At 57.7% G+C, this 23,410-nt stretch carries 25 protein-coding genes; 13 read left to right on the plus strand and 12 right to left on the minus strand.

What is annotated here, in order from left to right:
• Positions 1–36 precede the first annotated feature (36 nt).
• Positions 37–960: a putative solute-binding protein gene (locus QPM17_RS07035; RefSeq protein ID WP_285390349.1), complete on the plus strand. Its 924-nt coding sequence runs from the start codon at positions 37–39 to the stop codon at positions 958–960.
• Between the two features lie 41 nt (positions 961–1,001).
• On the opposite strand, the gene QPM17_RS07040 is transcribed toward QPM17_RS07035, so the two are convergent.
• Complete coding sequence (locus QPM17_RS07040; protein WP_285389950.1) at positions 1,002–1,274, minus strand: HU family DNA-binding protein; 273 nt, start codon at positions 1,272–1,274, stop codon at positions 1,002–1,004.
• Positions 1,275–1,579: 305 nt separating this feature from the next.
• Between QPM17_RS07040 and QPM17_RS07045 the strand changes: the two genes are divergently transcribed.
• Together QPM17_RS07045 and QPM17_RS07050 are read left to right on the plus strand one after the other, a co-directional pair.
• Entirely contained in the window at positions 1,580–2,644 is a 1,065-nt protein-coding gene (locus tag QPM17_RS07045) for a hypothetical protein (protein ID WP_285389951.1), read from the plus strand.
• A gap of 25 nt (positions 2,645–2,669) precedes the next feature.
• A complete protein-coding gene (locus tag QPM17_RS07050; RefSeq protein ID WP_285389952.1) occupies positions 2,670–4,730 on the plus strand; it encodes a TRAP transporter large permease subunit in 2,061 nt (686 codons plus the stop codon).
• A 24-nt stretch (positions 4,731–4,754) separates the two neighbouring features.
• Here QPM17_RS07050 and nfsA read toward each other — a convergent pair whose 3' ends face one another.
• The 3 genes from nfsA to QPM17_RS07065 form a co-directional block, all read right to left on the minus strand.
• Entirely contained in the window at positions 4,755–5,492 is a 738-nt protein-coding gene (gene nfsA, locus QPM17_RS07055) for an oxygen-insensitive NADPH nitroreductase (protein WP_285389953.1), read from the minus strand.
• Between the two features lie 122 nt (positions 5,493–5,614).
• The gene (locus QPM17_RS07060; protein ID WP_285389954.1) at positions 5,615–6,232 is read right to left on the minus strand and encodes a PEP-CTERM sorting domain-containing protein; all 618 of its coding nucleotides are present in this window, start codon (positions 6,230–6,232) and stop codon (positions 5,615–5,617) included.
• A 151-nt stretch (positions 6,233–6,383) separates the two neighbouring features.
• Positions 6,384–7,055: a DNA-3-methyladenine glycosylase I gene (locus QPM17_RS07065; RefSeq protein WP_285389955.1), complete on the minus strand. Its 672-nt coding sequence runs from the start codon at positions 7,053–7,055 to the stop codon at positions 6,384–6,386.
• 85 nt (positions 7,056–7,140) lie between these two features.
• Between QPM17_RS07065 and QPM17_RS07070 the strand changes: the two genes are divergently transcribed.
• A complete protein-coding gene (locus QPM17_RS07070; RefSeq protein WP_285389956.1) occupies positions 7,141–7,317 on the plus strand; it encodes a DUF2897 family protein in 177 nt (58 codons plus the stop codon).
• A 97-nt stretch (positions 7,318–7,414) separates the two neighbouring features.
• Here QPM17_RS07070 and QPM17_RS07075 read toward each other — a convergent pair whose 3' ends face one another.
• The 6 genes from QPM17_RS07075 to mutM form a co-directional block, all read right to left on the minus strand.
• On the minus strand, positions 7,415–8,947 hold the full coding sequence (locus QPM17_RS07075; protein ID WP_285389957.1) for a phosphoenolpyruvate carboxykinase: 1,533 nt from the start codon (positions 8,945–8,947) through the stop codon (positions 7,415–7,417).
• Between the two features lie 176 nt (positions 8,948–9,123).
• Positions 9,124–9,978, minus strand: a complete 855-nt coding sequence (gene hslO / locus QPM17_RS07080) for an Hsp33 family molecular chaperone HslO (RefSeq protein ID WP_285389958.1) — start codon at positions 9,976–9,978, stop codon at positions 9,124–9,126.
• Between the two features lie 52 nt (positions 9,979–10,030).
• A complete protein-coding gene (hslR, locus tag QPM17_RS07085) occupies positions 10,031–10,438 on the minus strand; it encodes a ribosome-associated heat shock protein Hsp15 (protein WP_285389959.1) in 408 nt (135 codons plus the stop codon).
• A 41-nt stretch (positions 10,439–10,479) separates the two neighbouring features.
• Positions 10,480–11,169, minus strand: coding sequence for a GMP/IMP nucleotidase (gene yrfG, locus QPM17_RS07090; protein WP_285389960.1), 690 nt, complete (start codon positions 11,167–11,169; stop codon positions 10,480–10,482).
• Between the two features lie 77 nt (positions 11,170–11,246).
• Entirely contained in the window at positions 11,247–11,579 is a 333-nt protein-coding gene (locus QPM17_RS07095; protein WP_285389961.1) for a hypothetical protein, read from the minus strand.
• 169 nt (positions 11,580–11,748) lie between these two features.
• Positions 11,749–12,573 (minus strand): bifunctional DNA-formamidopyrimidine glycosylase/DNA-(apurinic or apyrimidinic site) lyase, encoded by an 825-nt coding sequence (gene mutM / locus QPM17_RS07100; RefSeq protein ID WP_285389962.1) that lies wholly within the window; start codon positions 12,571–12,573, stop codon positions 11,749–11,751.
• Positions 12,574–12,777: 204 nt separating this feature from the next.
• Here mutM and QPM17_RS07105 point away from each other — a divergent pair, with 204 nt between their 5' ends.
• Positions 12,778–13,956: a DesA family fatty acid desaturase gene (locus tag QPM17_RS07105; RefSeq protein WP_285389963.1), complete on the plus strand. Its 1,179-nt coding sequence runs from the start codon at positions 12,778–12,780 to the stop codon at positions 13,954–13,956.
• Between the two features lie 158 nt (positions 13,957–14,114).
• On the opposite strand, the gene rsmD is transcribed toward QPM17_RS07105, so the two are convergent.
• Positions 14,115–14,717 (minus strand): 16S rRNA (guanine(966)-N(2))-methyltransferase RsmD, encoded by a 603-nt coding sequence (gene rsmD / locus QPM17_RS07110; protein ID WP_285389964.1) that lies wholly within the window; start codon positions 14,715–14,717, stop codon positions 14,115–14,117.
• Between the two features lie 167 nt (positions 14,718–14,884).
• Between rsmD and ftsY the strand changes: the two genes are divergently transcribed.
• The 8 genes from ftsY to QPM17_RS07150 all read left to right on the plus strand — a co-directional run bounded on the left by ftsY (position 14,885) and on the right by QPM17_RS07150 (position 23,027).
• The gene (gene ftsY, locus QPM17_RS07115) at positions 14,885–16,090 is read left to right on the plus strand and encodes a signal recognition particle-docking protein FtsY (RefSeq protein ID WP_285390350.1); all 1,206 of its coding nucleotides are present in this window, start codon (positions 14,885–14,887) and stop codon (positions 16,088–16,090) included.
• Positions 16,091–16,096: 6 nt separating this feature from the next.
• A complete protein-coding gene (gene ftsE / locus QPM17_RS07120) occupies positions 16,097–16,780 on the plus strand; it encodes a cell division ATP-binding protein FtsE (protein ID WP_285389965.1) in 684 nt (227 codons plus the stop codon).
• A complete protein-coding gene (gene ftsX, locus QPM17_RS07125) occupies positions 16,773–17,771 on the plus strand; it encodes a permease-like cell division protein FtsX (protein WP_285389966.1) in 999 nt (332 codons plus the stop codon). Before ftsE ends, ftsX begins: the two co-directional genes overlap by 8 nt.
• A gap of 195 nt (positions 17,772–17,966) precedes the next feature.
• Positions 17,967–18,836: an RNA polymerase sigma factor RpoH gene (gene rpoH / locus QPM17_RS07130; RefSeq protein WP_285389967.1), complete on the plus strand. Its 870-nt coding sequence runs from the start codon at positions 17,967–17,969 to the stop codon at positions 18,834–18,836.
• A 246-nt stretch (positions 18,837–19,082) separates the two neighbouring features.
• The gene (locus QPM17_RS07135) at positions 19,083–19,997 is read left to right on the plus strand and encodes an NAD(P)-dependent oxidoreductase (RefSeq protein ID WP_285389968.1); all 915 of its coding nucleotides are present in this window, start codon (positions 19,083–19,085) and stop codon (positions 19,995–19,997) included.
• Positions 19,998–20,000: 3 nt separating this feature from the next.
• Positions 20,001–20,780 carry a hydroxypyruvate isomerase gene (gene hyi / locus QPM17_RS07140; protein WP_285389969.1) on the plus strand — a complete coding sequence of 260 codons (780 nt, stop codon included), beginning with the start codon at positions 20,001–20,003 and terminating at the stop codon, positions 20,778–20,780.
• 104 nt (positions 20,781–20,884) lie between these two features.
• The gene (locus QPM17_RS07145; protein WP_027830077.1) at positions 20,885–21,565 is read left to right on the plus strand and encodes a winged helix-turn-helix domain-containing protein; all 681 of its coding nucleotides are present in this window, start codon (positions 20,885–20,887) and stop codon (positions 21,563–21,565) included.
• Positions 21,552–23,027 carry a HAMP domain-containing sensor histidine kinase gene (locus QPM17_RS07150; protein WP_285389970.1) on the plus strand — a complete coding sequence of 492 codons (1,476 nt, stop codon included), beginning with the start codon at positions 21,552–21,554 and terminating at the stop codon, positions 23,025–23,027. The genes QPM17_RS07145 and QPM17_RS07150 overlap by 14 nt, the downstream gene beginning before the upstream one ends.
• Here QPM17_RS07150 and QPM17_RS07155 read toward each other — a convergent pair whose 3' ends face one another.
• Positions 23,028–23,315: a hypothetical protein gene (locus QPM17_RS07155; RefSeq protein WP_285389971.1), complete on the minus strand. Its 288-nt coding sequence runs from the start codon at positions 23,313–23,315 to the stop codon at positions 23,028–23,030.
• Between the last annotated feature and the right edge of the window lie 95 nt (positions 23,316–23,410).

Below are 23,410 nucleotides of genomic sequence, written 5' to 3' on the forward strand. Positions count from 1 at the left end.
GCGTTATCGCCGTTCGTCCAGGCGGAATCGGACATCATGGAGCGAAGCTTCTGTGTGTTTGATCCGGTCGGAGCCAACGGTCCGCTGTTTGCCATCACCAAAACCTTTCAGCCGGTTGCCCTGAGGGAGGGCATCAAGCTGGATCTGCGCGCCTATACCGACGAGAAGGTCGCTGCCGAAGACTTCAAGGCCGGCCAGTGCGACGCGGTATTGCTCACCGGCACCCGCGCCCGTGAGTTCAACAGGTTTACCGGCACCCTGGAGGCCATGGGCGCGGTACCCGGTGAAGAGGAAATGCGGTTGCTGTACAACACTCTCAGCCAGGAAAAGGCGCGCCCCTTCCTGATTGACGGCGACTATGAAGTGGCCGGCGTGTTCCCCGGCGGGGCGGTGTACCTCCATACTCGGGATCGGTCCGTTGATTCGGTTGAAAAACTGCAGGGCAAGCGCATTGCAACTCTGGACTTCGATACCGCGTCGGTGCGCATGGTGCGACACGTGGGCGCTTCCGTGGTGGGCTCCAACTCCGCCAACTTTGCCGGCAAATTCAACAATGGCAGTGTCGACCTGGCCTACGCGCCGGCCGTTGCCTATTCCCCCCTGGAACTCTACAAGGGCGTGACCCCCAACGGTGGTGTGTTCAAGTATGCATTGGCCTACATGAACTTCCAGGTGATTATCCACCGCGACCGTTTCCCGGATGATGCAGGACAGATGGTGCGGGACCAGGCCATCAAGCGCATCGATGAAGCCTACGAAATTATCGCCGAGGCAGAAGCTGGTATTCCGGATGACGTCTGGATGCACCCGCCACAGGAAGACGTGGCCGAGTACGACAAGATGCTGCGTAAAGTGCGGTTGTCATTGCTTGAAGATGGAGTGTACGACGAGCGTGCCATCAACCTGATGAAGGCAATTCGCTGCCGGGTGGATGCCTCCCGTTCCGAGTGCGCATCCTGAGCCGGTAATGACCGGGGGCCGGACGGCCCCCGGCGGCCGCTTTAGCGGATCGCGTCTTTCAGCGCTTTGCCTGCCTTGAAGCCGACAGTCTTGCTGGCGGGTATCCGGATGGTTTCACCGGTTTGAGGATTGCGGCCATCGCGAGCGTCACGGCTGCGAATGTTGAAGGTGCCGAAACCGATCAGGGTGGTGTCTTCGCCCCGGGCGGCGGCAGCAGAGATCTGGTCGGTGAAAGCGGTGATGACTTCGCTGGCCTTGTCCCGGGTTAATCCGGTCTGGTCTGCAACGGCGGCGGCAAGTTCAGGTTTGCGCATTGGGTACTCCTTATTGTCATTTTTGGTTGCTGGCCGACGGCTGCGTAACCTTCGGCTGAGCAAATCTATAGCGGGTTGCGCCCCATTGTGCAAACCGGCAGTCAGAATACATTTGGACCTCCGGTCTCATTTGCGGGCGGAGTCTCATAAAAACAGGGAGTTGTCGGGGATAATGCGTTTTTGGTTACAAACTGTAACCGGCTAAAAGCCTGGCCCGGCCTGACGATGCTCCGGTCCCCTGAACCAACCCTGCGCAGTTACAGCGCTGAACAATAACAACACTGAAAAGTAGAAGGTGCGAAGTTATGACACGTATTCAGAAGCCTGCCAGGCTGCTCCCTCACGGACTTATCCGGTTTCGTGGTGCGGTTGCGGCTGTTCTTGCGAGTGCGGTTCTCAGTGGCTGTGGTGTCGTCAACAACATGATCTACAAGACCACCGGTGATGTGATGCAGGGGTTTTCCCGCAATCACACCGTGCCCTACCTTCTGGAAAGTGAAGATCTGGCCATGGGCTGTGCCATGAGTGAGGCCACGGCGCCCCTTCTGATGTCTTTCGGCCGTGTAACCAGCGAACCGGACCAGCTGGCAGTGATGCTCTACCTCTCTGCGGGTGGCTGTGCCGAGGAGCAGGCACGGGAGCACGAACTGGCTGGCCTGGGCGCACTGCGGGCGATGAACGCCGAAGAGGCCGAAGACGCCATGATCCGCCAGAAGCGCGCGCTGTCACTGGCTGCGAAGCGTTATCACCGCGGCTGGAAACACCACAATGCCTTCTACGGCAAGCCGGATGAAGGCGAGTGTCCGGGCTTCGACGATGACCTTGGTGAATTTATTTACCTGGCTGGCCTGCTGTCGGGCCTTCAGGCACTGAATGCCGAAATCCAGTCCACGTCGTCCATTGGCGTTCCCAAGAATATTGGTTCCACAGTTGCCCGCGCCACCAGTTGCCTGGAAAACGAAAAATGGTGGGGAGCCCCCATGGCCCTGCGGGCCACCGTGTGGGCGATGATCCCGGGTGCTCTGCCGGAAGGTGAAGATGCTTTTGAACGCCTGGATATTGCCGATGAGCAGGGCGAGGAAGCCGGCGTAAGAATCAGCCATGTGTTCCATGCCATTGCCGCCCAGAATAAAGGCGACGAGGAGCGCTTGCGCTCTGTTATCCGCAGCCATGCTGAAGCCATTGGTGAGATACCGGCCAACGAGGAATGGAAATTCGTGGATGCCATGGCTACCCAGATGATCGTCGCCATCTCTGACCGCATGTGGATGGAGAACACCGGTCACCGGACGCCCACCGGGCAACTGGGAACCTTCTGGGACGACGAGAAGGAAGCTGTCGAAACCATGGATCTGGATGATCTGCTGTAAATCAACATTCCCAGAGTGAGTTGTTATGTCCCAGGGTGGTTTTCACCGTAGTGGCCGGGAGTGGTTCTCCTCCCTGCCAGCCTGTCTGCTTCTGCTGTCGGTGGTGCTGTTCTCCACCAGCAGTGATATCCACAACCAGATGCTGCGCGGTGGCGAGCAGTTGTGGAGTGGCTATTACAAGCTGAGGACCGACCCGGTACAGCCAACCTGTAATCCGAATGTGGATATCGAGGCGGCAGTACAGGAAAAGCTGGCGGAGGAAAGCAGTGATAACCCCATGGCGGCATTGCTGGGTGACACCGAAAAGGATCCGGCGGATGTCCGTCTGGCCATCGAGCGGTCGGTGGAAGACTGCCGCAAGAGCTACCAGAGCTACGAGAACCTGAAGGACCAGCTCACGCCAGGCGTGAAAGCCTACCGAACGGTGGAGCTCTTCGTGGCCGACCTGATTGCCTTCGGGCTGGAATCACAGCGCTACATCCTGGTTATCCTGGTCATGCTGTGTGCGGTAACTGCCACCCTGACCCGCCACCACATCGCCATGCGGGCCATGGAGACCCGCCTGGATTATACGGTTTCCCACACCCTGCAGACGGTGGCCAATGCCATGCTGCTGGGCTCCAGTGTGATTTTCCGCCAGTCCAGCTTTGGCTCTGACAACACCATGTCTTCCGAGGAGCTGCTGCTCCACAACCTGTGGATCATCGGGTTCGCCGCGCTGACGCTCGCCAGCCTTTACCGGCTTATGCGGGTGCCGGATGACCTGCAGCAAGGGGGGGACCTGAACAAGGCCTTCCTGGCCGTACCCCTTTATACCGTTATGTGTCTGATATCGGGCACCTACTTTGCGCTGATCGGCCATGCCTCCGGTATCGGGATCTACCTGGGCAAGATGATGGAACTGTCGGACATGTTTCTGAACGTTGGCCTGTATGTCTGGGTGGGTATGATGCTCAAACAGACGCGCCTGGCCACACTGGTGTTCAACGTATTCCGGCCCTGGCGCATGCCGCCGGAAATGCTGGCTGTGGTAGCGGTGCTGGTGGCAGCGGTACCCACTGCTTACACCGGTGCGTCCGGGATCTTTGTAATAGCGGCCGGTGCCGTCATATATAGCGAACTGCGAGCCGCAGGGGCACGGCGCCACCTGGCGCTGGCTGCGACCGCGATGTCCGGTTCCATGGGCGTGGTGCTGCGGCCCTGCCTTCTGGTGGTGGTTATCGCCTACCTGAACCGGGAAGTCACAACCGACGAGCTGTTTGGCTGGGGTATCTGGGTGTTCGTGCTGACTGCTGCCATGTTTACCGCAGTGGCATTGACTGTTAACCGCCAGAGCAGGTTTGACCTGGCTCCGGCATCCACTGCCTTCCCGCCGATGATGTCGGCCTTGAAGAACCTGATTCCCTACGCATTGGTGATCACAGCCGTGGTGTTGCTGTACCGCTTTGCTCTGGATGTGAACATGGATGAATTCTCAGCGCCGCGGTTGTTGCCGGTGATCATGCTGGCGATCCTGCTGTATGAACACATCAGCCTGAAAAACCGCAAGGGCCGTGCCAGTGGCGAGATCAATCACCAGGGCCTGGAGCGCAGCCTGCGCTCTGCTACCAATGACACCACCGCAGAGATTGGCGCACTTCTGTTGTTGCTGGGCCTGTCAGTGAGTATCGGAGGTGTGATCGAACGATCCCACCTGATGGAAGCCTTCCCCCAGGCCTTCGACAGTGCCTGGTCTGCCATGTTGCTGATGGTGGTGATCCTGGTGATCCTGGGTATGATCATGGATGCCTTTGGCGCTGTTATCCTGGTAACAGCCACCGTGGCAACCATAGCTTACAGCAGTGGTATACACCCGATTCATTTCTGGATGGTTACCCTGGTTGCCTTTGAGCTGGGCTACCTGAGCCCGCCGGTGGCTCTGAACCACCTGCTGACACGGCAAGTGGTGGGGGAAGCGGAAGTACTGGCGGCGCAGCAGGAAGAGGGCACGTTCTACCAGCGCCACGAACGCATCATCATGCCGCTTATTGCCATGGGCATATCGTTGGTACTGGTGGCCTTCGTACCGTTATTGTTTTATGCCTGAACAAGGGGGGCGTGAACAAGGGCCCTATTTCATCTCGAAGCCCCTGCCACGAAGGAAGTCGCGCATATGGGGGCGAAGTTTGGTGGAGAACAGCGGCTTGAGCTGCTCCGACCAGTTGGTGTCCTTGGTGCCCCCCGTGCGGAGCTGGTAATAGGTGCGCATGGTGGCATCGAACTCCGCTACCAGTTCCGTGTCCTGACTGTCCTGGTAATAGTCCTTCTTGAGGATCGAAGCCATTGGCAGGCGTGGTTTTACCTCAGGGTCCTGGTCGGGATAACCCAGGCACATGCCAAATACCGGATAGACGTGTTCCGGCAGGCGCAGCAATTCACTCACTTCGGCGGGGTTGTTGCGGATGCCGCCGATGTAACACAGGCCCAGCCCTGCGGACTCTGCCGCCGTAGCGACATTCTGGGCGACCAGTGCCGCATCGATGCTGGCTACCAGTAGCTGCTCGGTCATGCCACGAACCACCTCAGCCCCGGCCCGCTCAGCGGCATCTGTTGCCCGTTTCATGTCGGCGCAGAACACCAGGAAGTCAGAGCACTCTGCCACATAACGCTGGCCGCCACTGAGTTCTGCCAACGCCTCACGATTTTTTGGATTGATTACCTGAATGACGGAATATGCCTGCACATGGCTGGACGTGGCAGCACTCTGACCCGCGCGAATCAGCTCTTCAAAAAGATCGCGGGGAATCCTCCGATCCTGGAACTTGCGGATCGAGCGGTGGGACTTCAGAAGCTCAATGGTTGGATTCATAGCGCTCTCCAGCACGTACTCAGAAAGCGCTTATCCTGCCATTGGTATCCACTGATGGCAAAAAGAGCCTCGTATCGCATCACGGGGCTCTTTTGGATTGTCGGCGGGTTCTCAGCCAGCGACTAGCGGCGACGGCGAAACCCCAGACCCAGTAGACCCAGCCCCATCAGGGCCAGTGTGCCGGGCTCCGGTACCTTGGCGGTAACTCTCACATCATCCAGAAAGTTTCCGATGGTACCTTCCGGGCTGACGGAGGTGAACTTGATCGTTGTTTTAAGTGACGTGGCCGTAAAGCTGCCGGAGAACACGCTCCAGCTGCCGGTAACGTGATCATCCAGCGTCCAGTCGGTGCTGAGGCCATCGCCAACCAGGGACAGCATGAAGCTCTCTGCAGAGCTCTCGCGAGCCCGGTAGGCAAAGCTCAGTGCGTAGCTCTGCCCAATGATGGTGTCTATTTCCTGGTAGATTCCAAAGGGATCGGTCATATCCGGATGGGCATTCAGCTCGGCGAACTGATCACCTTCGTAGGCATTCACACCATTGAATCCACTTTCCCAGATCTCGATGTTGCTGCCGTTCCAGCCGGCGACATCATCCGAAGAGAAATAATCCCAGGTACCAGTGGTGACTTCCGGGTTCTCAAAGCTACCGTTCTCAATCAGGTTGGCGCTCGCGGACGTAGTGATTGCCAGGCTGGCGCCAAGAATGCCCAATACAGCGATACGGCTAAAAGTAGTCATGTGATCTATCCCCAATTGCACTGTTTGTTGATCTGTTTTGTCATCAGCAAATAGTGAGCCATAGCCTGGAATTTCAAATGAATTCAGACGTTATGGTCACGACAGGGGAAGAGGTTCCGATCAATATGTAAATAATATCGACAGGTGGTATTTACGAGTCGCCCACCGAATAAGACAGAATCCGTGACAAATGGCTGTAAGGTAGTCCGGTCTCGCGGTGCCAGCCATTAAAAGCCTGCTGCGCCTGCATCAGGGCTTTCTTGCTACCTGGTGTTGCATCCAGCCGTTCTTCACGGTGTAGTCCGGCCACCACATCCGAAGACAGGATAAAACCATCCCAGCCGACCCGTCGCAGGAAATACTGGGCGGTATTCCCACCCAGCCGTGCACCGTGGCGCTTGAGCCACATCAGTAACCCAACCTGGTCCTGGGAAGGCCAATCATTCAGGAATGCGCCAAAGCTGCCTTTTTCGCGGGCCCCATCGACAATCATGCGGGCATTTTCGGGCACGGTGCGGATTTTCTGCATGTTCCGCACGATGCGCTCGTCCTGAGCCAGTTCTTCCAGCACTTCCGGCGGAACCTGCTGCCAGTAGAGGGGCACAAAACCCTTGAATGCGGCCTCGAACCCGGGCCATTTGTTCTCGATGATCCGCCATACAAAACCCGCCTTGAACACACAGCGGGTAACCTCAGACAGGTAGCGGTCATCACCCAGGGCCTCCAGTTCACCAGGGCCGGCCACCCTGGGCAGAAGCGCGCGTAATTCGACCTCTCCTCCCTTGCGGGCGGCCGCCTGATCATAAATTCGGGCAAAGGACATGGGAGTAATATCCGAAATCTGGTTGTAGGTTTGAAGCTGTGTGGTCCACTATAAAGGAAACCAATCCAGTCAGGGAGTCATGCTTATGCCAACGATCGGATGGGTCTTCCTTCTCGGTGCCATTGCACTGGTACTTGGCGGTCTGTTTATGTTGCGTGACAGCGGCAGGATGCCGATATCCAAGGAAAAAATGAGGAAGATCCAGGAGCGAAAGGCGGAAATTGAAGCGGAGGAAAGCGCTGAAGACAGGGAGCAGTGGTGATTCAGTTGTACCATCCATAGGGGATCGCCCGCTTTTATTGAACACAAAAAAAGCGCCGTGCTCAAAGAGCAGGGCGCTTTTTCCGTAAAGGCGGGACTCAGGCTTTCGGCCCGGCCTCCACAATGGCGTCGGACACATCAAACTTTTTGAAGTTCTCGACAAACTGGCCAATCAGTTCGGCGGCCTTGGCATCGTAGTCTTCCTTGCTGGACCAGGTGTTGCGGGGGTTCAGCAGGTTGTTGTCGACGCCAGGCACGTCTACCGGTACCTCCAGGTTCAGGGTCGGCAGGTGTTCGGTTTCGGCGTCGTCCAGGTCGCCATTCTGGATGGCGGCGATGATGCCGCGGGTGGTGGGGATGCTGAAGCGCTCACCCACACCGTAAGGACCGCCGGTCCAGCCGGTGTTTACCAGGAAGACCTTGCTGCCAAATTCGTCCATACGCTTCATTAGCAGCTCGGCGTATACGCCGGCCGGGCGCGGGAAGAAAGGCGCGCCGAAGCAGGTGGAGAAGGTGGCTTTCAGTTTGGAAGAAGAGCCCATTTCAGTAGAACCTACCAGTGCAGTGTAGCCACTGAGGAAGTGATAGGCCGCAGCTTCCTTACTGAGGATGGACACGGGCGGCAGTACACCGGTCATGTCGCAGGTCAGGAAGACAATGTGTGACGGCTCACCGGCGCGGTTTTCGATCACCCGCTTCTCAACGTGCTCCAGCGGGTAGGCGCAGCGGGAGTTTTCGGTGAGGGAAACGTCAGTGTAGTCCGGCTCACGGGTTTCCGGGTCGATGGTGACGTTTTCAACGATGGCACCGAAGCGGATGGCGTCCCAGATGATGGGCTCGTTCTTCTGGCTCAGGTCGATGCACTTCGCGTAACAGCCGCCTTCGATGTTGAAAACGGTACCGGGGCCCCAGCCATGCTCGTCGTCACCAATCAGGAAACGCTCGGGATCGGCAGAGAGGGTGGTTTTACCGGTGCCGGAGAGCCCGAAGAACAGGCAGGTTTCACCATCTTCACCTACGTTGGCGGAGCAGTGCATCGGTAGCACATCTTTCTCCGGCAGCAGGAAGTTCTGCACCGCGAACATGGCTTTTTTCATTTCGCCGGCGTAGTGCATGCCGGCCAGGAGTACCTTGCGCCGGGCAAAGTTGATGATCACGCATCCGTTGCTGTTGGTGCCATCACGTTCAGGCACACACTCAAAATTGGCAACGTTGAGGATCTGCCATTCCTGCTTGTCAGCCGGGTTGAAGCTTTCCGGGCGAATGAACAGGTTTTGGCCGAACAGGTTCTGCCACGCGGTTTCGGTGGTCATGCGTACCGGCAGATAGTGTTCCGGGTCGGAGCCGACATGTACATGGCTTACAAAGCTGTCTTTCTCGGCGATGTAGGCTTCCACGCGGTCCCAGAGGGCATCAAACTTTTCCGCGTCAAACGGACGGTTGATGGGGCCCCAGTGGATGTCGTCAGAGGTGCTTGGTTCCTCCACGATGTAGCGGTCCATCGGGGACCGGCCGGTACGCTCGCCGGTTTTTACCACCAGTGAACCGTTTGCGGCCAGCTGGCCTTCACGTCTTTCCAGTGCCAGCTCGACCAGTCGTGCTGCACACAGATCATTATAAGTGTTACTCACTTCGACCTCGCCCTCGGGATGTGATCGTGATTACCCAGGCCGCCCCCCCTAAAAAATTGGCGGAAATCTGAGCAATCGGGTCAATTCAGGCGCGCTATTATGCCAGAGACGCCGGTAAAAAACGACTGCCCCGGAAGCCGCTCTACGACTGGCTTCCGGGCCATTCAGCCGGGTATTCAGTGTAACGTATGACCGGTGAAAAGGTGATCAATATCATTTCTATCGAAGCGATAGTGAGCGTGGCAGAACTGGCAATCCATCTCAATGGAATCCTGTTCTTCCAGAATACTGTAACACTCTTCTTTGCCGATGGCCTCCAGCGCACCCAGGGTTCGCTCTCTGGAACAGCTGCAGCGGAACGCGACGGGTTCGGCATCGAACAGGCGCACGGTTTCTTCGTGGAACAGGCGGTGGAGTACGGTTTCACTGTCCAGTTCAAGTAACTCCTCGGCCTCTACAGTGCTGGCCAGGTGGTTGAGGCGGTCCCAAAGGTCGGAGTCATCCTCGGTGTTGCCGGGCAGTTTCTGCAGCATCAGTCCGGCGCTGCAGTTTTCGTCGGCAAACAGGAAGAAGCTGGTTGGAATCTGTTCAGAGCGCTCGAAATACTCCTCCAGGCAGCCTGCCAGATTTTCCTCTTCCCGTGGCACTACGCCCTGATAGCGCTGGCCCTTGTCCGGTGAGATGGTGATTGCCATGCGGCCTTCGCCCAGCAGTGCATCCAGAGTGTCTTCAGTTACAGCATGTTCGTCGTAGCGGGCAAGGCCACGTATGAATCGGTCGTGGCTGCATTCTGCCATCAGGGTGCGCAGTGGGCCATTGCCCTGGGCCTGCAGTGAGAGCGTGCCTTCAAACTTGAGGGTGCTGCTCATCAGTACGCTGGCCACGAGGGATTCCCCCAGCATGCGCCTCACCGAGGCGGGATAGGGCGCCTGGTTGCCAATTTCACTGTAACTGTCGTTGAGCTTCACCCAGGCTCCCCGGACCTGGCTGTCTTCAAATATGAATCGCTGGAACTGGTCCCGGGATGCCATGGTGTTTTCTCCTGAGCGTTATGGTCGTAATCGGTGATCATTGAGGGGGGCGTTACAGCCCGTTCTGTTCCCGGAAGCGCTGTATGTCCCGGCGATCTTTTTTGGAGGGCCGCCGGGCCGGTGGCAACTGCGCTGCCTGCATGGTCTTGCGCTGCCATGAGAGCTCTTCCCGGCGTTTCACGCTGTCTTCGGTTTCGTGGTAAAGCTTTTGGGCTTCAGGGGCGCCCCGGCGTCGATCACTGATGTCGTCCACCACAATGATGCGCTCCTGCCAACCCATTCGCAGGGTGACTTCAGCGCCAGGTTCAACCACCTTGCCGGGCTTGGTTCGCTGGCTGTTGTAGTGAACCTTGCCTCCCTCGATGGCCTGTTTGGCGAGGTTGCGGGTTTTATAGAAGCGCGCTGCCCAAAGCCATTTGTCGAGTCTTACGCGGGTGTCGTCAGTGGTGGTTGCCGTCATGTCTCCTCACCTGATGAACGTATACGCATAGTATAGCTGTCTCACTGGCCGGATGGCAGGGGCTGGCGCTGACGCAGGGAAGGCAGGATTTCATCGAAGTGATGAATCGAGGGGATGTCCGGGTGTCTGTCACGGGCGGCCTGCCTGCTGTCGGGTGCCAGTATGGCAAGGCACTGGGCAATGCCCGCAGCGCGGGCGCTTTCCAGTACCGGGAAGCTGTCGTCAACCATGAGCGTGGCGGCAGGCTGGTATGGTTCCAGACGGTCCAGGTCCTGCCAGAAGGCCGGGTCTTCCTTGGGCTTGCCCAGTTGGTGGCTGGAGATAATATTGTTCACCCTGCTGTCCAGACCGGTTCGCTCAAGTTTCAGGCTGAGTGGATCGGGGTGGCAGTTGGTGACAATCACCGAGCGTAGTCCCGCGCTTTTCACGGCATCGAGAAAATCCGTTACATGGGGGCGGTAGCCAATACGCTCGCCCACTTCCGCTTTCAGGCCGGTGATGTCCAGATTCAGGCGGTTGCTCCAGTAATCGGTGCAGTACCAGTTCAGGGAGCCGCGCTCGGCCATGATCATGGGGATGATGGAGTCGCGGGCTTCTTCGGGGCTGAGGTTGTTGAACTCGGCATAGCGTCTGGGCAGGTGTTCCAGCCAGAAGTGGTTGTCAAAATGCAGATCGAGCAGTGTTCCGTCCATATCCAGGAACACAGTATCGAGGGAATGCCAGTTCACCATAAACAAAAACAGCCTGAAGTTGATGAATCTTCAGGCTGCCGAAGAATGTGCAAATTGGCAAGGCGGGATTTTACGGATCAGTTGCTGCCCTGTTCGACGGTCTCTGGCTTCTTGCCGGTGCGGGTGCAGCCCAGGCAACGTACGAAAGTAGCCTTCGCCGGGCCCATAACCAGCACTTCACCGGCTTCGCCAGCGTTACCACCGAGCGCGGAGAATGGCAGGGAGACCAGATAGACGGCGCTTCCGATTATGGTCGTGGCAAGCAGGGCCGGGCGAACAAACAGGGCATCACCGGTCATTGCCAGCGCCGTAGGCTCTTCATCAATGGCCTGGGCGTGGCCGACAGAGGAAAACGCCAGCAGGCAAACCGCTACAGCTGTAATAACAATGTGGGAAATCTTACCGGTCATTTCTTGTTTCTCCTGGCTTTGTCGGCATTCTTGGTCGGCCTTCTGGGCTGGCCGATGGTCACCCTGCATCAGGTGGCTGGCGATATATACCACTTATTGTAGCTTACAATTCTGGATACTCTGTTAACTATGAATCATATTTGCGCATTTTCAAACGGTTTTTCTGTTTCTAGCGCTGGCACCTGGCGCAGTACACCGTCGAGCGCTGGTTCATGCGGATTTCCTTCAACCTGTGCCCGCATTCAGGGCATGACTCCCCGGTGCGGCCATAAACCTGAAGCGATTGGGCGAAATAGCCCGGCTTGCCATCGCTGTTCACGAAGTCCCGGAGGGTAGTGCCCCCCATCAGTATGGCAGCGCTGAGGGTTTCGCGAATGGCCTCCACCAGGCGGTTATAACGGTCCAGGCTGATACGGCCGGCGGCACGGCGGGGGTGGATGCCGGCCTTGAACAGGGCTTCGTTGGCGTAGATGTTCCCCACCCCCACCACTACATGGTTATCCATAATGAACGACTTCACGGGTGTCTTTTTGCCCCGTGACAGCTGATAGAGAAGGCGACCGCTGAACTCCGGTGCCAGGGGTTCCGGCCCCAGGCTGGCAATCAGCGGGTGCTGATCCGGGGTTTCCGACCACAGCCAGCAGCCGAACCTGCGGGGATCGTTGAAACGCAGGCGGATGCCGTTGTCCAGTTCCAGTTCCACATGGTCATGGAGCAGGGGCTCACTCTGGTCGGTGATTACCCGCAGGCTGCCCGACATGCCGAGGTGGACAATCAGCGAACCCGCCACCGTAGCTGAGCTTACGCCAATAAGCAGGTATTTTGCCCGGCGGTCCACGGTGTGGATCACGGCGCCCTCCAGCAATTCCGCCAGGTTGTCCGGCACCGGCCAGCGCAGGCGGGCATCCCGCACGGTTACCCGGGTGATGGTGCGGTTTTCACAGTGGGGCGCGATGCCGCGTCGGGTGGTTTCTACTTCGGGTAGTTCGGGCAAAAGGTTTTTCTCCGGACGTGCGGCCAGTAGCGAATAAGTGTAATCAGTAACAAATTCCCATCCAAATGCGGTTGTTCGGGCTAACAACTGTACGCTAAAGTGACCAGATACGGTTGTTAGGCAGTACCGGATCCGTCAGGCCTCAGGCTGCCGTGGCCCTGTTATGCACTTTGCAACCTTATGATTTCGAACGAGGAAAACTCTATGTGGTACAACGGTCTTCTGGACCTTTCGGTGATGCAGCTGATTCTGGTTGCGCTGGGGCTTACCCACATCACTATTATTAGCGTGACGCTCTATCTTCATCGCCATTCTGCCCACAATTCACTGGATCTGCATCCGGTGCTGGCGCATTTTTTCCGTTTCTGGCTGTGGCTGACCACCGCGCAGAACACCAAGCAGTGGACGGCAATCCACCGTAAACATCACGCCAAGTGCGAAACTGAGGAAGATCCTCACAGCCCGGTGGTTCTGGGCATTCGCAAGGTGCTGTTTGAGGGTGCCGAACTATACGACCAGGCCGGCACGCCGGAAACCCTTGAGCGTTATGGCCAGCGTACTCCGGAAGACTGGGTTGAGAACAAGGTGTACAGCCGTTACCGCATGCTGGGCATCCAGTTGATGGCAGTAATCGACCTGCTGCTGTTCGGTGTTCACGGTATCTGGATCTGGGCGGTCCAGATGATGTGGATTCCGGTATGGGCCGCCGGTGTGGTCAATGGTATCGGTCACTTCATGGGCTATCGCAATTTTGAATGTGCGGATAACGCCCGCAACATTTCGCCCTGGGGCATCCTGATTGGCGGTGAAGAACTGCACAACAATCATCATACCTATCCCAATTCGTCCAAGCTCTCCCGGCGCTGGTACGAAGTGGACATCGGCTGGGGTTATATCCGCCTGTTCCAGTTCTTCGGGCTGGCCAAGCCCAAGGGTTTCAAGCCGATTGCCCATTATGTGCCCGGCAAGCAGGAAGTGGATGTGGAAACCGTGCAGGCGATTACCAACAGCCGGTTTGACATCATGCGTCAATACCGGAAGCGGGTGATGGAGCCGGTGCTGCGTCAGCAGAAGGCGCTGATGGACGAGGAGATTCGCCCCCGGTATCGCAGTCTGAAGCGTTTGCTGTCCCGTGAGGTGACGTTGATCAAGCCCAAGGAGAAGGAGCACCTGGAGACAGCGCTCGAGAGCAATGCGGTGCTGCGGCAGATTTACGAGAAGAGCAATGAGTTGCAGGCGCTATGGCGCCGTCGTGGGCTCAAGCCTCAGGAGAAGCTGCAGGCGCTGATGGAGTGGTGCCGAGAGGCGGAGGCCAGTGGTATTCGCTATCTGGAAGACTTTGCGGCGCATTTGCGGGCTTATTCGCTTCGGCCTTCTCCGTGATCGACCTTTTAGCCTGATGGTTCAGGTGTCTGGTCCCGAGGCGGGGTGCCTTTTCTTCTGGGAAAAGAACTCGCTTCGCTCAGACACCTTTTCCCGGCAGAAAAGGCACCCCACCCCGAGACCGATTTTACCATTGTGGAATCGCTGTTGCGGTTTCTTCAGGTGGGTTCTGATTCTCCCACTCTAAACAGGCAGTAGGTTACCTGGCCTGCTGTTTTTTGTCGGTGCAGTGCCCAGTTGGCCGGCGCCGTGGGTGTCGGCATTTCGCTTTCGTGTTCCACGTAGATCCAGCTTCCCGGTTTTATCCAGCCATTATCCGCAATCAGCGGGAACAGTTTTTCCAGCCAGCCCTGTCTGAATGGCGGGTCCATGAACAGGATGTCGAACGGCTTGGCCGGTCTCTGGGACAGGTAGGTGTCGACGTTCTGGCACGTCACTTCTCCGTTATCTGATTTCAATAGTCGCAGGTTGTTGCGCAGGGCCTGGGCCAGTTCAGCAGTGTGGTCGACGAAGACGGTTGTGCCGGCGCCGCGGGAGAGGGCTTCGAGACCGAGGGCGCCGGAGCCGGCGAATAGGTCGAGGCAGCGGCTGCCGGCGAGGTGGAACGAAAGCCAGTTGAACAGGGTTTCGCGGGTGCGCGCCGGTGTGGGGCGTACTCCGCCTGCTTCGGGAAAACGCAGTTTGCGGCTGCGCCAGTCGCCGCCAATGATGCGGAGTTCGCCGCCACTGGTTGTTGGCCTGGGTTTCTGGTTGCGCGCCATTCTGGAGAAGGCCTCTTGGTCGCTGTTTTTGTGCGCCTGGGGATGCAGGTGGCGACATGATACGAAGGTTTATCCGGTGAGTCACCTGCGGTCATCACTTAGGGCAGTCAGTCTGCTAGAATACCGTCTTTCTTTTGCCCCTCGAATCGATAACCAATGGTATGACTATGACGGCAGAGTGGATTGATATCGGCCTTCTGGCCCTTCTTGTCCTTGTCTTTATTCTGGATGTGGCGGCCAACCGTCGACGTGTCCCCCGGCCAAAGCCAGTACCCCAAAAAAAACCGGAAGTGCCGGAAGGCACGGCGCCCAAGGCTGGCCCGGATAAGGAAGCAGAGGCTGGTGGTGCCCAGGCCGCCGAAGCGCCGGTTGCTGCCGAAGCCCCGGTGGAAAAGCCGGCCGCGCCTGAGCTGGCTCCAGAGCCAGAACCCGAAGCGCCCGAGGTCAGCGTTTTCGAGCGCATTCGCAAGGGGCTGGGTAAAACCCGCGCCAATCTCACCGGTGGTTTTGCCGATCTGTTCTCCCTTGGCAAGAAGGTCGACGAGGACCTGCTGGAGGAAATCGAGACCACGTTGCTCATGGCCGATGTGGGCGTTACCGCTACTTCGGAAATTATCGAATCGCTGACCCAGAAGCTGGAGCGCAACCAGCTCAAGGATGGCGAAGCTCTGCGCAAGGCCCTGCGGGACGAGCTCCACGGTCTGCTGGCGGATGTCACCAAACCCCTGGAAATCGACACTGCCACCAAGCCTTACGTGATCCTGATGGTGGGCGTGAACGGCGTGGGCAAAACCACGACCATCGGCAAGCTCACCAAGTTGTTCCAGCGCGACGGCAAGTCGGTGATGCTGGCTGCGGGGGATACCTTCCGGGCGGCTGCGGTTGAACAGTTGCAGGTGTGGGGTGAGCGCAACAATGTGCCTGTGGTGGCCCAGCATAGCGGTGCCGACAGTGCGTCGGTGATTTTCGATGCGGTCCAGTCAGCCCAGTCCCGCGGGGTGGACGTGGTGATCGCTGATACCGCCGGTCGCCTGCAGAACAAAGATAACCTGATGAGCGAGCTGGAAAAGGTGGTGAGGGTTATAAAGAAACTGGACGACACCGCACCCCATGAAGTCATGCTGGTGCTGGACGCCGGCACGGGCCAGAATGCCCTGAGTCAGGCCCAGGTGTTCCAGCAGGCGGTAGGTGTCAGCGGTATTACCCTGACCAAGCTGGATGGCACTGCCAAGGGTGGTATTGTATTCGCCATCGCGCGGCAGTTGCAGCTCCCTATCCGCTACATTGGCGTGGGTGAGCAGGTGGACGATCTGCGCAGCTTCGATGCCCGCACCTTTGTGGATGCGTTGTTTGACGAAAGCCCGGAGAAGTAACCCTCGATGATTGAGTTCCGCCAGGTCACCAAACGTTATGACAGCGACCATACCGCGCTGCGCCAGGTCAATTTTGGCCTGGAAAGGGGTGAGCTGGCGTTTCTGACCGGTCACTCCGGTGCTGGTAAAAGCACCCTGCTGAAACTGATCATGGTAATGGAGCGCCCCAGTGCCGGCGAAGTGGTCGTGGGTGGGCAGGTGCTCAATAGCCTGCCGCGGCGGCAGGTGCCCTACATCCGCCGCCATATTGGTGTGGTGTTCCAGAACCACCAGTTGCTGTTTGACCGCACAGTGTTCGACAACGTCGCCATGCCTCTGGAGGTGATGGGCACTCCCGCCCGGGATATCGGCCGCCGCGTACGGGCCGCCCTGGACAAAGTGGGGTTGTTGAACAAGGAAAAGATGAACCCGATGCAGCTTTCCGGTGGTGAGCAGCAGCGGGTGGGCATCGCCCGTGCCGTTGTCAACAAGCCGCCGGTACTGCTGGCCGACGAGCCCACCGGTAATCTGGACCCGGAGCTGTCGGCCGATATCATGCGGCTGTTTACTGACTTCAGCCAGGTGGGCGTTACCGTGCTGATCGCCACCCACGATATTGCGTTGATCAATGATCTCGGCCGCCGCACGCTTACACTCGATCATGGCCGGCTGGTGTCGGGCGTTGGTGCGGGCGGAGGCAGGAATGGCTAACGATCCCCGCAAGCCACAGAGTCGTGGCGCAAGAAGTGCTCGTTCCCCCTGGCGCGAACAGGCCGAGAGTTACCTGAACCACCACCGCAAGGTGGCCCGCGACAGCGCCCGGCGTCTATGGCTCTCCCCGATTGCCAGCATGATGACCTGGACAGTCATGGGCGTTGCACTGGCGTTACCGGTTGCCCTGATGCTGTTGCTGGCAAGCCTGGAAGGGGTCAGCGCTGGCTGGGAAAGCTCAGCACGGGTAACCGCCTATTTGAGTGATTCGGTCTCTATTGAGGAGGCGCGGGCGCTGGAGGCCGAGGTGGCCGACGACAGCCGCGTGGCAGAGGTGGAGCTGATTGACCGGGATGCGGCACTGGCTGAATTCCGCGCTTCATCCGGCCTTGAGGACGCCCTGGATTACCTGAATGAGAATCCCCTTCCTCACACCCTGCTGGTCACGCCCAGTGAGAGCTCCCGCACTGCCGATGGGGTGGAGATGCTGCTGACTGTCATTGAAGGGCTGGACGGTGTTGAACGGGTGCAGGTGGACCTGGGCTGGTTGCAGCGTCTGAATGCCATGACAGATCTTTTGGGCCGCGCTGTCTGGGCGTTGGCTATTCTGCTGGCGGCGGCCGTCGTGCTGGTGATTGGCAATACCGTGCGCCTGGCCATTGAGAGCCGCCGGGACGAGATTCTGGTCGCCAAGCTGGTGGGTGGTACCGATGCCTTTGTGCGCCGCCCCTTTCTCTACACTGGGGCCTGGTTCGGGCTCGGGGGTGGAGTGGTGGCCTGGATACTGTTGCAGCTGTCGCTCTGGTGGCTCAGCGGCCCAGTGGAGCGGCTCGCCGGGCTTTATCGCAGTGAGTTCTCTCTTAACGGGTTGAGTTTCGACGGTGCGCTGGCGTTGATAATTGCCGCCATGCTGTTAGGCTGGTTAGGTGCGTGGGTTGCTGTAAAGCGCCATCTTGATGACATCGAGCCTGGAGAAATCACCGGCGGGTGATCCTCCATATCGGTAATACCGTATTGAAAATATTACGTGTTTTGGCGTAGCGTTAAAGTAAGTAGAGAAATTAATTGGGTTCCCAGCTTGTTGATTTAAAACGTTTTAGTGGGAATTTTGGGAACTTTTAGAGTGCTTGGCGATCAATGTTCCGATCAGCGTATTTATTTGGTCGTCATGTAGGGAGGATAAAGTATGGGTACGAATCTACAGGTCATCGACAGACTGGTTCCGGGCGCCAACCTGGAGTCCTATATCCAGGCGGCCAGCCGTATTCCGGTTCTCTCTGTTGAGGAAGAGCGCAACCTTGCGGAGCGTTTGCACTACGAAGGCGATGTGGACGCTGCCCGTGAGCTGGTTCTTTCGCATCTGCGGTTCGTGATCCATATTGCCCGCAGTTATGCCGGATACGGCCTGTCACAGTCCGACCTGATCCAGGAAGGCAACGTGGGTTTAATGAAGGCCGTCAAGCGCTTCAATCCGGAATATGGCGTGCGGCTGGTGTCTTTTGCGGTGCACTGGATCAAGGCCGAGATACACGAGTTTATTCTGCGCAACTGGCGTATCGTCAAGGTGGCTACCACCAAGGCGCAGCGCAAGCTGTTCTTTAATCTGCGCAGTCAGAAGAAGCGTCTGGCCTGGTTGAGCCACGACGAGGTGAAGGCCGTGGCCAGTGACCTGGGTGTTGAGCCCAAGGTCGTTCGGGAGATGGAAGGTCGTCTGGCCTCTCACGATACGGCTTTTGATGGACCCCAGGACGACGATGACGATAATGCCTATCAGGCGCCGGCGTATTATCTGGAAGATCATCGCAGTAATCCGGCTACCCAGCTTGAGCAGTCGGACTGGACGGATGATTCCAACAGCCGGCTGATGGCCGCGATGGAACTGCTGGATGAGCGCAGTCAGGACATTCTGCGTGAGCGTTGGTTGTCCGATGGCAAGTCTACGCTGCATGAACTGGCGGATCGTTATGGCGTGTCTGCAGAGCGTATTCGCCAGCTTGAGAAGAATGCCATGAAGAAGATTCGTGCGCAGATGACAACGGAAGAAGCGGCCGCATAAGCCAGAGACAATTCCATGGTTGTTGAAACGCCACCATCCTTTGCGGGGTTGGTGGCGTTTTTGTTTGTATAATCGAAGTCTATGAGTTAACTCAAACCTTGGGGGCTGAAGTGGGTGGGCAGGCTGTCCCAAAACACGCTGTGAATACGTCCGTGTACGCTCGGCTCCGCCATCCATGGCTCCGCACGGTTTTGGGACAGCCTGCCCACCCACTTCTCCAGCATTGGCAATAGGGATCCAGAAAGTATGACCTCACACCATCTTCGTATAGCTTTCCTTGGCATTGGCCTGATGGGTACTCCCATGGTTCGGAATCTTCTGAACGCGGGTTATCCAATGACGTTGTGGAACCGCACCGCGAGCAAGTGTGAGCCTTTTAAAGACGAGGCGACCATTGCCGATTCTCCGAAGAATGCGGTCCGTGACGCTGATGTGGTGATTACCATGCTGGAAAACGGCGATGTGGTGGATGACGTGATGGTGGCACAAGGTGGTATTGCGTCACTCAAAGCGGGGGCGGTCTATCTTGATATGAGTTCGGTTCAGCCGTCGCTGGCCCGGCGCCATGCGGAACTGGCCCGGAAGCAGGGTGCCGGGTATGTGGACGCGCCGGTGTCGGGTGGAACGGTCGGTGCGGAGCGGGCTGCGCTGAGCATTATGGCCGGGGGCTCTGAGGCGGACATTGAGCGGGTGCGGCCGGTGTTCGAGGCCTTGGGCAAATGTACTCCCATTGGTCCCGTCGGTGCCGGGCAACTGGCCAAGCTGGCCAATCAGGCGATTGTGGGGATTACCATTGGTGCGGTTTCCGAGGCGTTGCTGCTGGCGGCGAAGGGTGGTGCTGATCCGGCCGCGGTGCGAGAGGCGTTGATGGGTGGTTTTGCCGGTAGTCGGATTCTGGAGTTGCACGGTCAGCGTATGATCGACCGGGATTTCTCTCCCGGTGCTCCGGCCCGGATTCAGCTCAAGGATCTGCGTATGATTCTGGATGAGGCCCGTTCGGAGGGTCTGACCCTGCCGTTGTCGCAGCAGGTGCATAATGAATACCAGAGCCTGGTGGCCAACGGGCACAGTGATGTAGACCATAGTGGCCTGTTGCTGGAGCTGGAACATCTCAATGGTGCCCTTCTGGGCCCTTCACCAGCCATCAGACGCAAAGGGTAATTCATGCCTGCATTTGCTGCCAATCTCTCAATGCTGTTTACCGAGGCGGACTTTATGGACCGCTTTCGGCTGGCACGTGAGGCGGGGTTTTCTGCTGTCGAGTACCTGTTCCCCTACGAGTGGCCGGAGGAAGATCTGAGGCATGAGCTTGATAGTAATGGCCTCACCCAGGTGCTTTTTAACCTGCCGCCTGGCGACTGGAATGCCGGCGAACGTGGCATTGCCTGTCTTCCCGATCGTGTGGAGGAATTCAGGGAAGGTGTGGAGCTGGCTATTCGCTATGCCCGTGCCCTGGACTGCAGGCGGGTGAACTGTCTCGCTGGCATACGCCCGGATTCGCTGGAGGAATCGCTCGCCTGGCAGACGCTGGTGGACAATGTGACCCACGCCGCCGCGAGGTTTGAAGAGGAAGGCATGACTCTTTGTCTTGAGGCCATCAACTCGCGGGTGGATATGCCGGGTTTCTTCCTGGACACCTCCGCCCGGGTCATGCAGCTGATTGAGGCGGTTGATGCAGACAACGTCAGGTTGCAGTATGACCTTTACCACATGCAGATCATGGAAGGGGACCTGATCCGCTCAGTGGAATGTCTGTTGCCGTGGATTGGCCATATCCAGTTTGCGGATAATCCCGGTCGCCACGAGCCTGGCACTGGCGAGATTAACTTTCGGAATGTTTTCGCGGCCCTCGACCGCTTGGGGTATGGTGGCTGGGTGAGTGCCGAATATCGTCCCAGTCACGACACAGCCGCAAGTCTGGACTGGTTCCGGAAGGGGGCCTGACCGTCGCCATTGGCGACACCCTCTTACAAGATCGTAACTGGCCGGCAACCGATGTTCTTCGTACCCTAGCTGTTAATGTAATCCGCTATTCAGGAGGCTAACCGGTGAAAGCACTGGTAATTGAAGACGATCAGGACGTGGCAAACTACCTTGTCAAAGGGCTGAAAGAGTCTGATTTTGTCGTGGACCATGCGGCGGATGGCAAGGACGGGATGATGATGGCGGCCAGCGAAGACTACGACATCATGATTGTTGATCGCATGCTGCCGGGCATGGATGGTCTGTCGATTATCAAGACGGTACGCGCCACCGGTAATCAGGTGCCCGTGCTGATCCTCAGCGCCCTGGGTGATGTCGATGACCGTGTGGAAGGCCTGCGGGGCGGCGGTGACGACTACCTAACCAAGCCCTTCTCCTTCACCGAGTTGCTGGCGCGGATTGAATCCCTGGTTCGCCGCAACCGCCAGTCTGCGGAAACCGAAACTGTGCTGCGGGTAGCGGACCTGGAAATGGATCTGCTGGCCAGGACCGTCAAGCGGGCAGGACACAACATCGATGTCCAACCACGGGAGTTCCGTCTGCTGGAATACCTCATGCGCAACGCCGGGCAGGTGGTCACTCGCACCATGCTGCTTGAGAAAGTATGGGACTATCATTTCGATCCCCAGACTAACGTCATTGATGTGCATATCAGCCGCCTGAGGGCAAAAATCGACAAGGAGTTCGATACCCCCTTGCTGCAGACCATCCGGGGTGCAGGGTACATGTTGCGTGAAACTGCTTAGCCAGCTCAGAACTTCATCGTTCCAGTTAGCCCTGCTGTATATGGTGGTGTTTGCCACCTCGGTTTTCCTGTTGCTGGCGTTTATCTACTGGCGTACAGCAGGATTCATGACGGCCCAGACCGATGAAACCATTGAGGCCGAGATTGCCGGCCTTGCTGAGCAGTACCGCGGTAGCGGTATCAATGGCCTGATTTCCATTATCCGCGAGCGTGTCGCTCGCGATCCCAATGCCAAATCCATCTACCTGCTCACCACTGACGATTTTCTCAAACTCGCCGGCAATATCGAAACCTGGCCCAAGGGGTCACGCTCGGAAAGTGGATGGATCAATTTCACACTGGATGAATCTGTCGGCTGGACTGGCCCCGAGCGTCTGGCACGTGCACGTATCTTCGAGGTGCAGGGCGGTCTGCGTTTGCTGGTTGGTCGTGATGTGGATGAACTGACCAATCTGAAAAAGGTGATTGAGACAGCCATCAACTGGGGTATGGGGATTACCCTGGCCCTGGCGCTGCTGGGTGGCTTTCTGATGAGTCGAAGCACCACCCGGCGCATCGAGGTGATTAATAACACGTCCCGACGAATCATGAATGGCCACCTGTCTCTACGGATACCTACCCGCGGCACAGACGATGATTTCGACCAACTGGCGGAAAATCTTAACCAGATGCTGGACCGGATTGTGTATCTGATGGAAGGCATACGCCACGTTTCCGACAGCATAGCCCACGACCTGAGAACTCCGCTGACCCGCCTGCGCAATCAACTGGAAAATACCCTGATGTCCGTGGACAACGATGAAGCACGGGAACAGGCCGGCAAGGCCGTGGCGGAAGCGGATCAACTGCTGGCCACGTTCAATGCCCTGTTGCGTATAGCCCGCCTGGAAACCCGTGGTAATACCGCGGATATGAAACAGGTGTCTCTGGGAGAGCTGGTCAGCGATGCCTGTGAACTTTATGAGGCACTGGCGGAAGATAAGGATCAGGATTTCGAGCAGTCACTGGAGGGTGAAGTGGTGATCGAGGGTGACCGGGACCTGCTGTTCCAGATGGTCAGCAACCTGATCGATAATGCCATCAAGTACACCCCCGAAAAGGGCAAGATCCGGGTGAATGTTCGCAAGGAAGGGAACGACGCAATTTTCGAGGTGGGCGATAGCGGTATCGGTATTCCCGACGAAGAAAAAGACCAGGTATTCCAGCGTTTCTATCGGGTCGGAAAGAGCCGGTCACTGCCCGGAAATGGGCTTGGACTGAGTCTTGTCAGTGCCGTGGCCGAGATACACCAGGGGGTTATCTCCCTGAGTGATCACTACCCGGGCAGGGAGAACCCGGGACTTATGGTGACGGTTCGTATACCCGCCTACTCACCGAACCGGAAGCGTCTCAGGGATACTCAGACGATTCCGGCATCGGAAGCCGGAGAGCAAACGTCACCGGGAGAACTCAAAGGTGCCTGATCAGTTGCCGGTAACACCCCGGAACTGGTTTACACGGCTGATCAGAGGCTTGATCAGCGGGTCGGTACGGGTTTCGATGGCGGTCAGAAGCCCGTCAATCTGTGACCGACGGCGATCAATCTTCGCCTGAATACTGTCCCACTCGCCTTCCAGGTGTTTCTGTTCCAGCATGATGAAAGCCGCCAGGTTGTGGCGGTTCAGTTTGGCGGTAATGCCGTACTGGTCCAGCCGGTATCCGATAGTGTCCAGACCGTTCAGCGCGGTGTTGATGAGTTTCTGAGTATTCATATTGGTGCCCCGTTTGTTTCTGAAAGTGTCGATCGGTCAAAGTTGCGATTGGCATAGATTTATATGGATCAGACACTAACGCCACTCTCTAGAGT

Source organism: Marinobacter azerbaijanicus (genome assembly GCF_030250645.1).
In the GTDB taxonomy this organism is placed as follows: domain Bacteria; phylum Pseudomonadota; class Gammaproteobacteria; order Pseudomonadales; family Oleiphilaceae; genus Marinobacter; species Marinobacter azerbaijanicus.

Bases quoted from the DNA above. Each gene is read 5' to 3' on its own strand.
- rpoH (WP_285389967.1), top strand. From the start codon at position 17,967: ATGGGTACGAATCTACAGGTCATCGACAGACTGGTTCCGGGCGCCAAC.
- hslO (WP_285389958.1), bottom strand. From the start codon at position 9,978: ATGGCATCCCGGGACCAGTTCCAGCGATTCATATTTGAAGACAGCCAG.
- QPM17_RS07155 (WP_285389971.1), bottom strand. From the start codon at position 23,315: ATGAATACTCAGAAACTCATCAACACCGCGCTGAACGGTCTGGACACT.
- hslR (WP_285389959.1), bottom strand. From the start codon at position 10,438: ATGACGGCAACCACCACTGACGACACCCGCGTAAGACTCGACAAATGG.
- QPM17_RS07070 (WP_285389956.1), top strand. From the start codon at position 7,141: ATGCCAACGATCGGATGGGTCTTCCTTCTCGGTGCCATTGCACTGGTA.
- nfsA (WP_285389953.1), bottom strand. From the start codon at position 5,492: ATGAATCCAACCATTGAGCTTCTGAAGTCCCACCGCTCGATCCGCAAG.
- QPM17_RS07095 (WP_285389961.1), bottom strand. From the start codon at position 11,579: ATGACCGGTAAGATTTCCCACATTGTTATTACAGCTGTAGCGGTTTGC.
- ftsE (WP_285389965.1), top strand. From the start codon at position 16,097: ATGATTGAGTTCCGCCAGGTCACCAAACGTTATGACAGCGACCATACC.
- QPM17_RS07135 (WP_285389968.1), top strand. From the start codon at position 19,083: ATGACCTCACACCATCTTCGTATAGCTTTCCTTGGCATTGGCCTGATG.
- QPM17_RS07035 (WP_285390349.1), top strand. From the start codon at position 37: ATGGAGCGAAGCTTCTGTGTGTTTGATCCGGTCGGAGCCAACGGTCCG.
- QPM17_RS07040 (WP_285389950.1), bottom strand. From the start codon at position 1,274: ATGCGCAAACCTGAACTTGCCGCCGCCGTTGCAGACCAGACCGGATTA.
- QPM17_RS07060 (WP_285389954.1), bottom strand. From the start codon at position 6,232: ATGACTACTTTTAGCCGTATCGCTGTATTGGGCATTCTTGGCGCCAGC.
- yrfG (WP_285389960.1), bottom strand. From the start codon at position 11,169: ATGGTGAACTGGCATTCCCTCGATACTGTGTTCCTGGATATGGACGGA.
- hyi (WP_285389969.1), top strand. From the start codon at position 20,001: ATGCCTGCATTTGCTGCCAATCTCTCAATGCTGTTTACCGAGGCGGAC.
- QPM17_RS07065 (WP_285389955.1), bottom strand. From the start codon at position 7,055: ATGTCCTTTGCCCGAATTTATGATCAGGCGGCCGCCCGCAAGGGAGGA.
- QPM17_RS07045 (WP_285389951.1), top strand. From the start codon at position 1,580: ATGACACGTATTCAGAAGCCTGCCAGGCTGCTCCCTCACGGACTTATC.
- QPM17_RS07105 (WP_285389963.1), top strand. From the start codon at position 12,778: ATGTGGTACAACGGTCTTCTGGACCTTTCGGTGATGCAGCTGATTCTG.
- QPM17_RS07050 (WP_285389952.1), top strand. From the start codon at position 2,670: ATGTCCCAGGGTGGTTTTCACCGTAGTGGCCGGGAGTGGTTCTCCTCC.
- rsmD (WP_285389964.1), bottom strand. From the start codon at position 14,717: ATGGCGCGCAACCAGAAACCCAGGCCAACAACCAGTGGCGGCGAACTC.
- ftsX (WP_285389966.1), top strand. From the start codon at position 16,773: ATGGCTAACGATCCCCGCAAGCCACAGAGTCGTGGCGCAAGAAGTGCT.
- ftsY (WP_285390350.1), top strand. From the start codon at position 14,885: ATGACGGCAGAGTGGATTGATATCGGCCTTCTGGCCCTTCTTGTCCTT.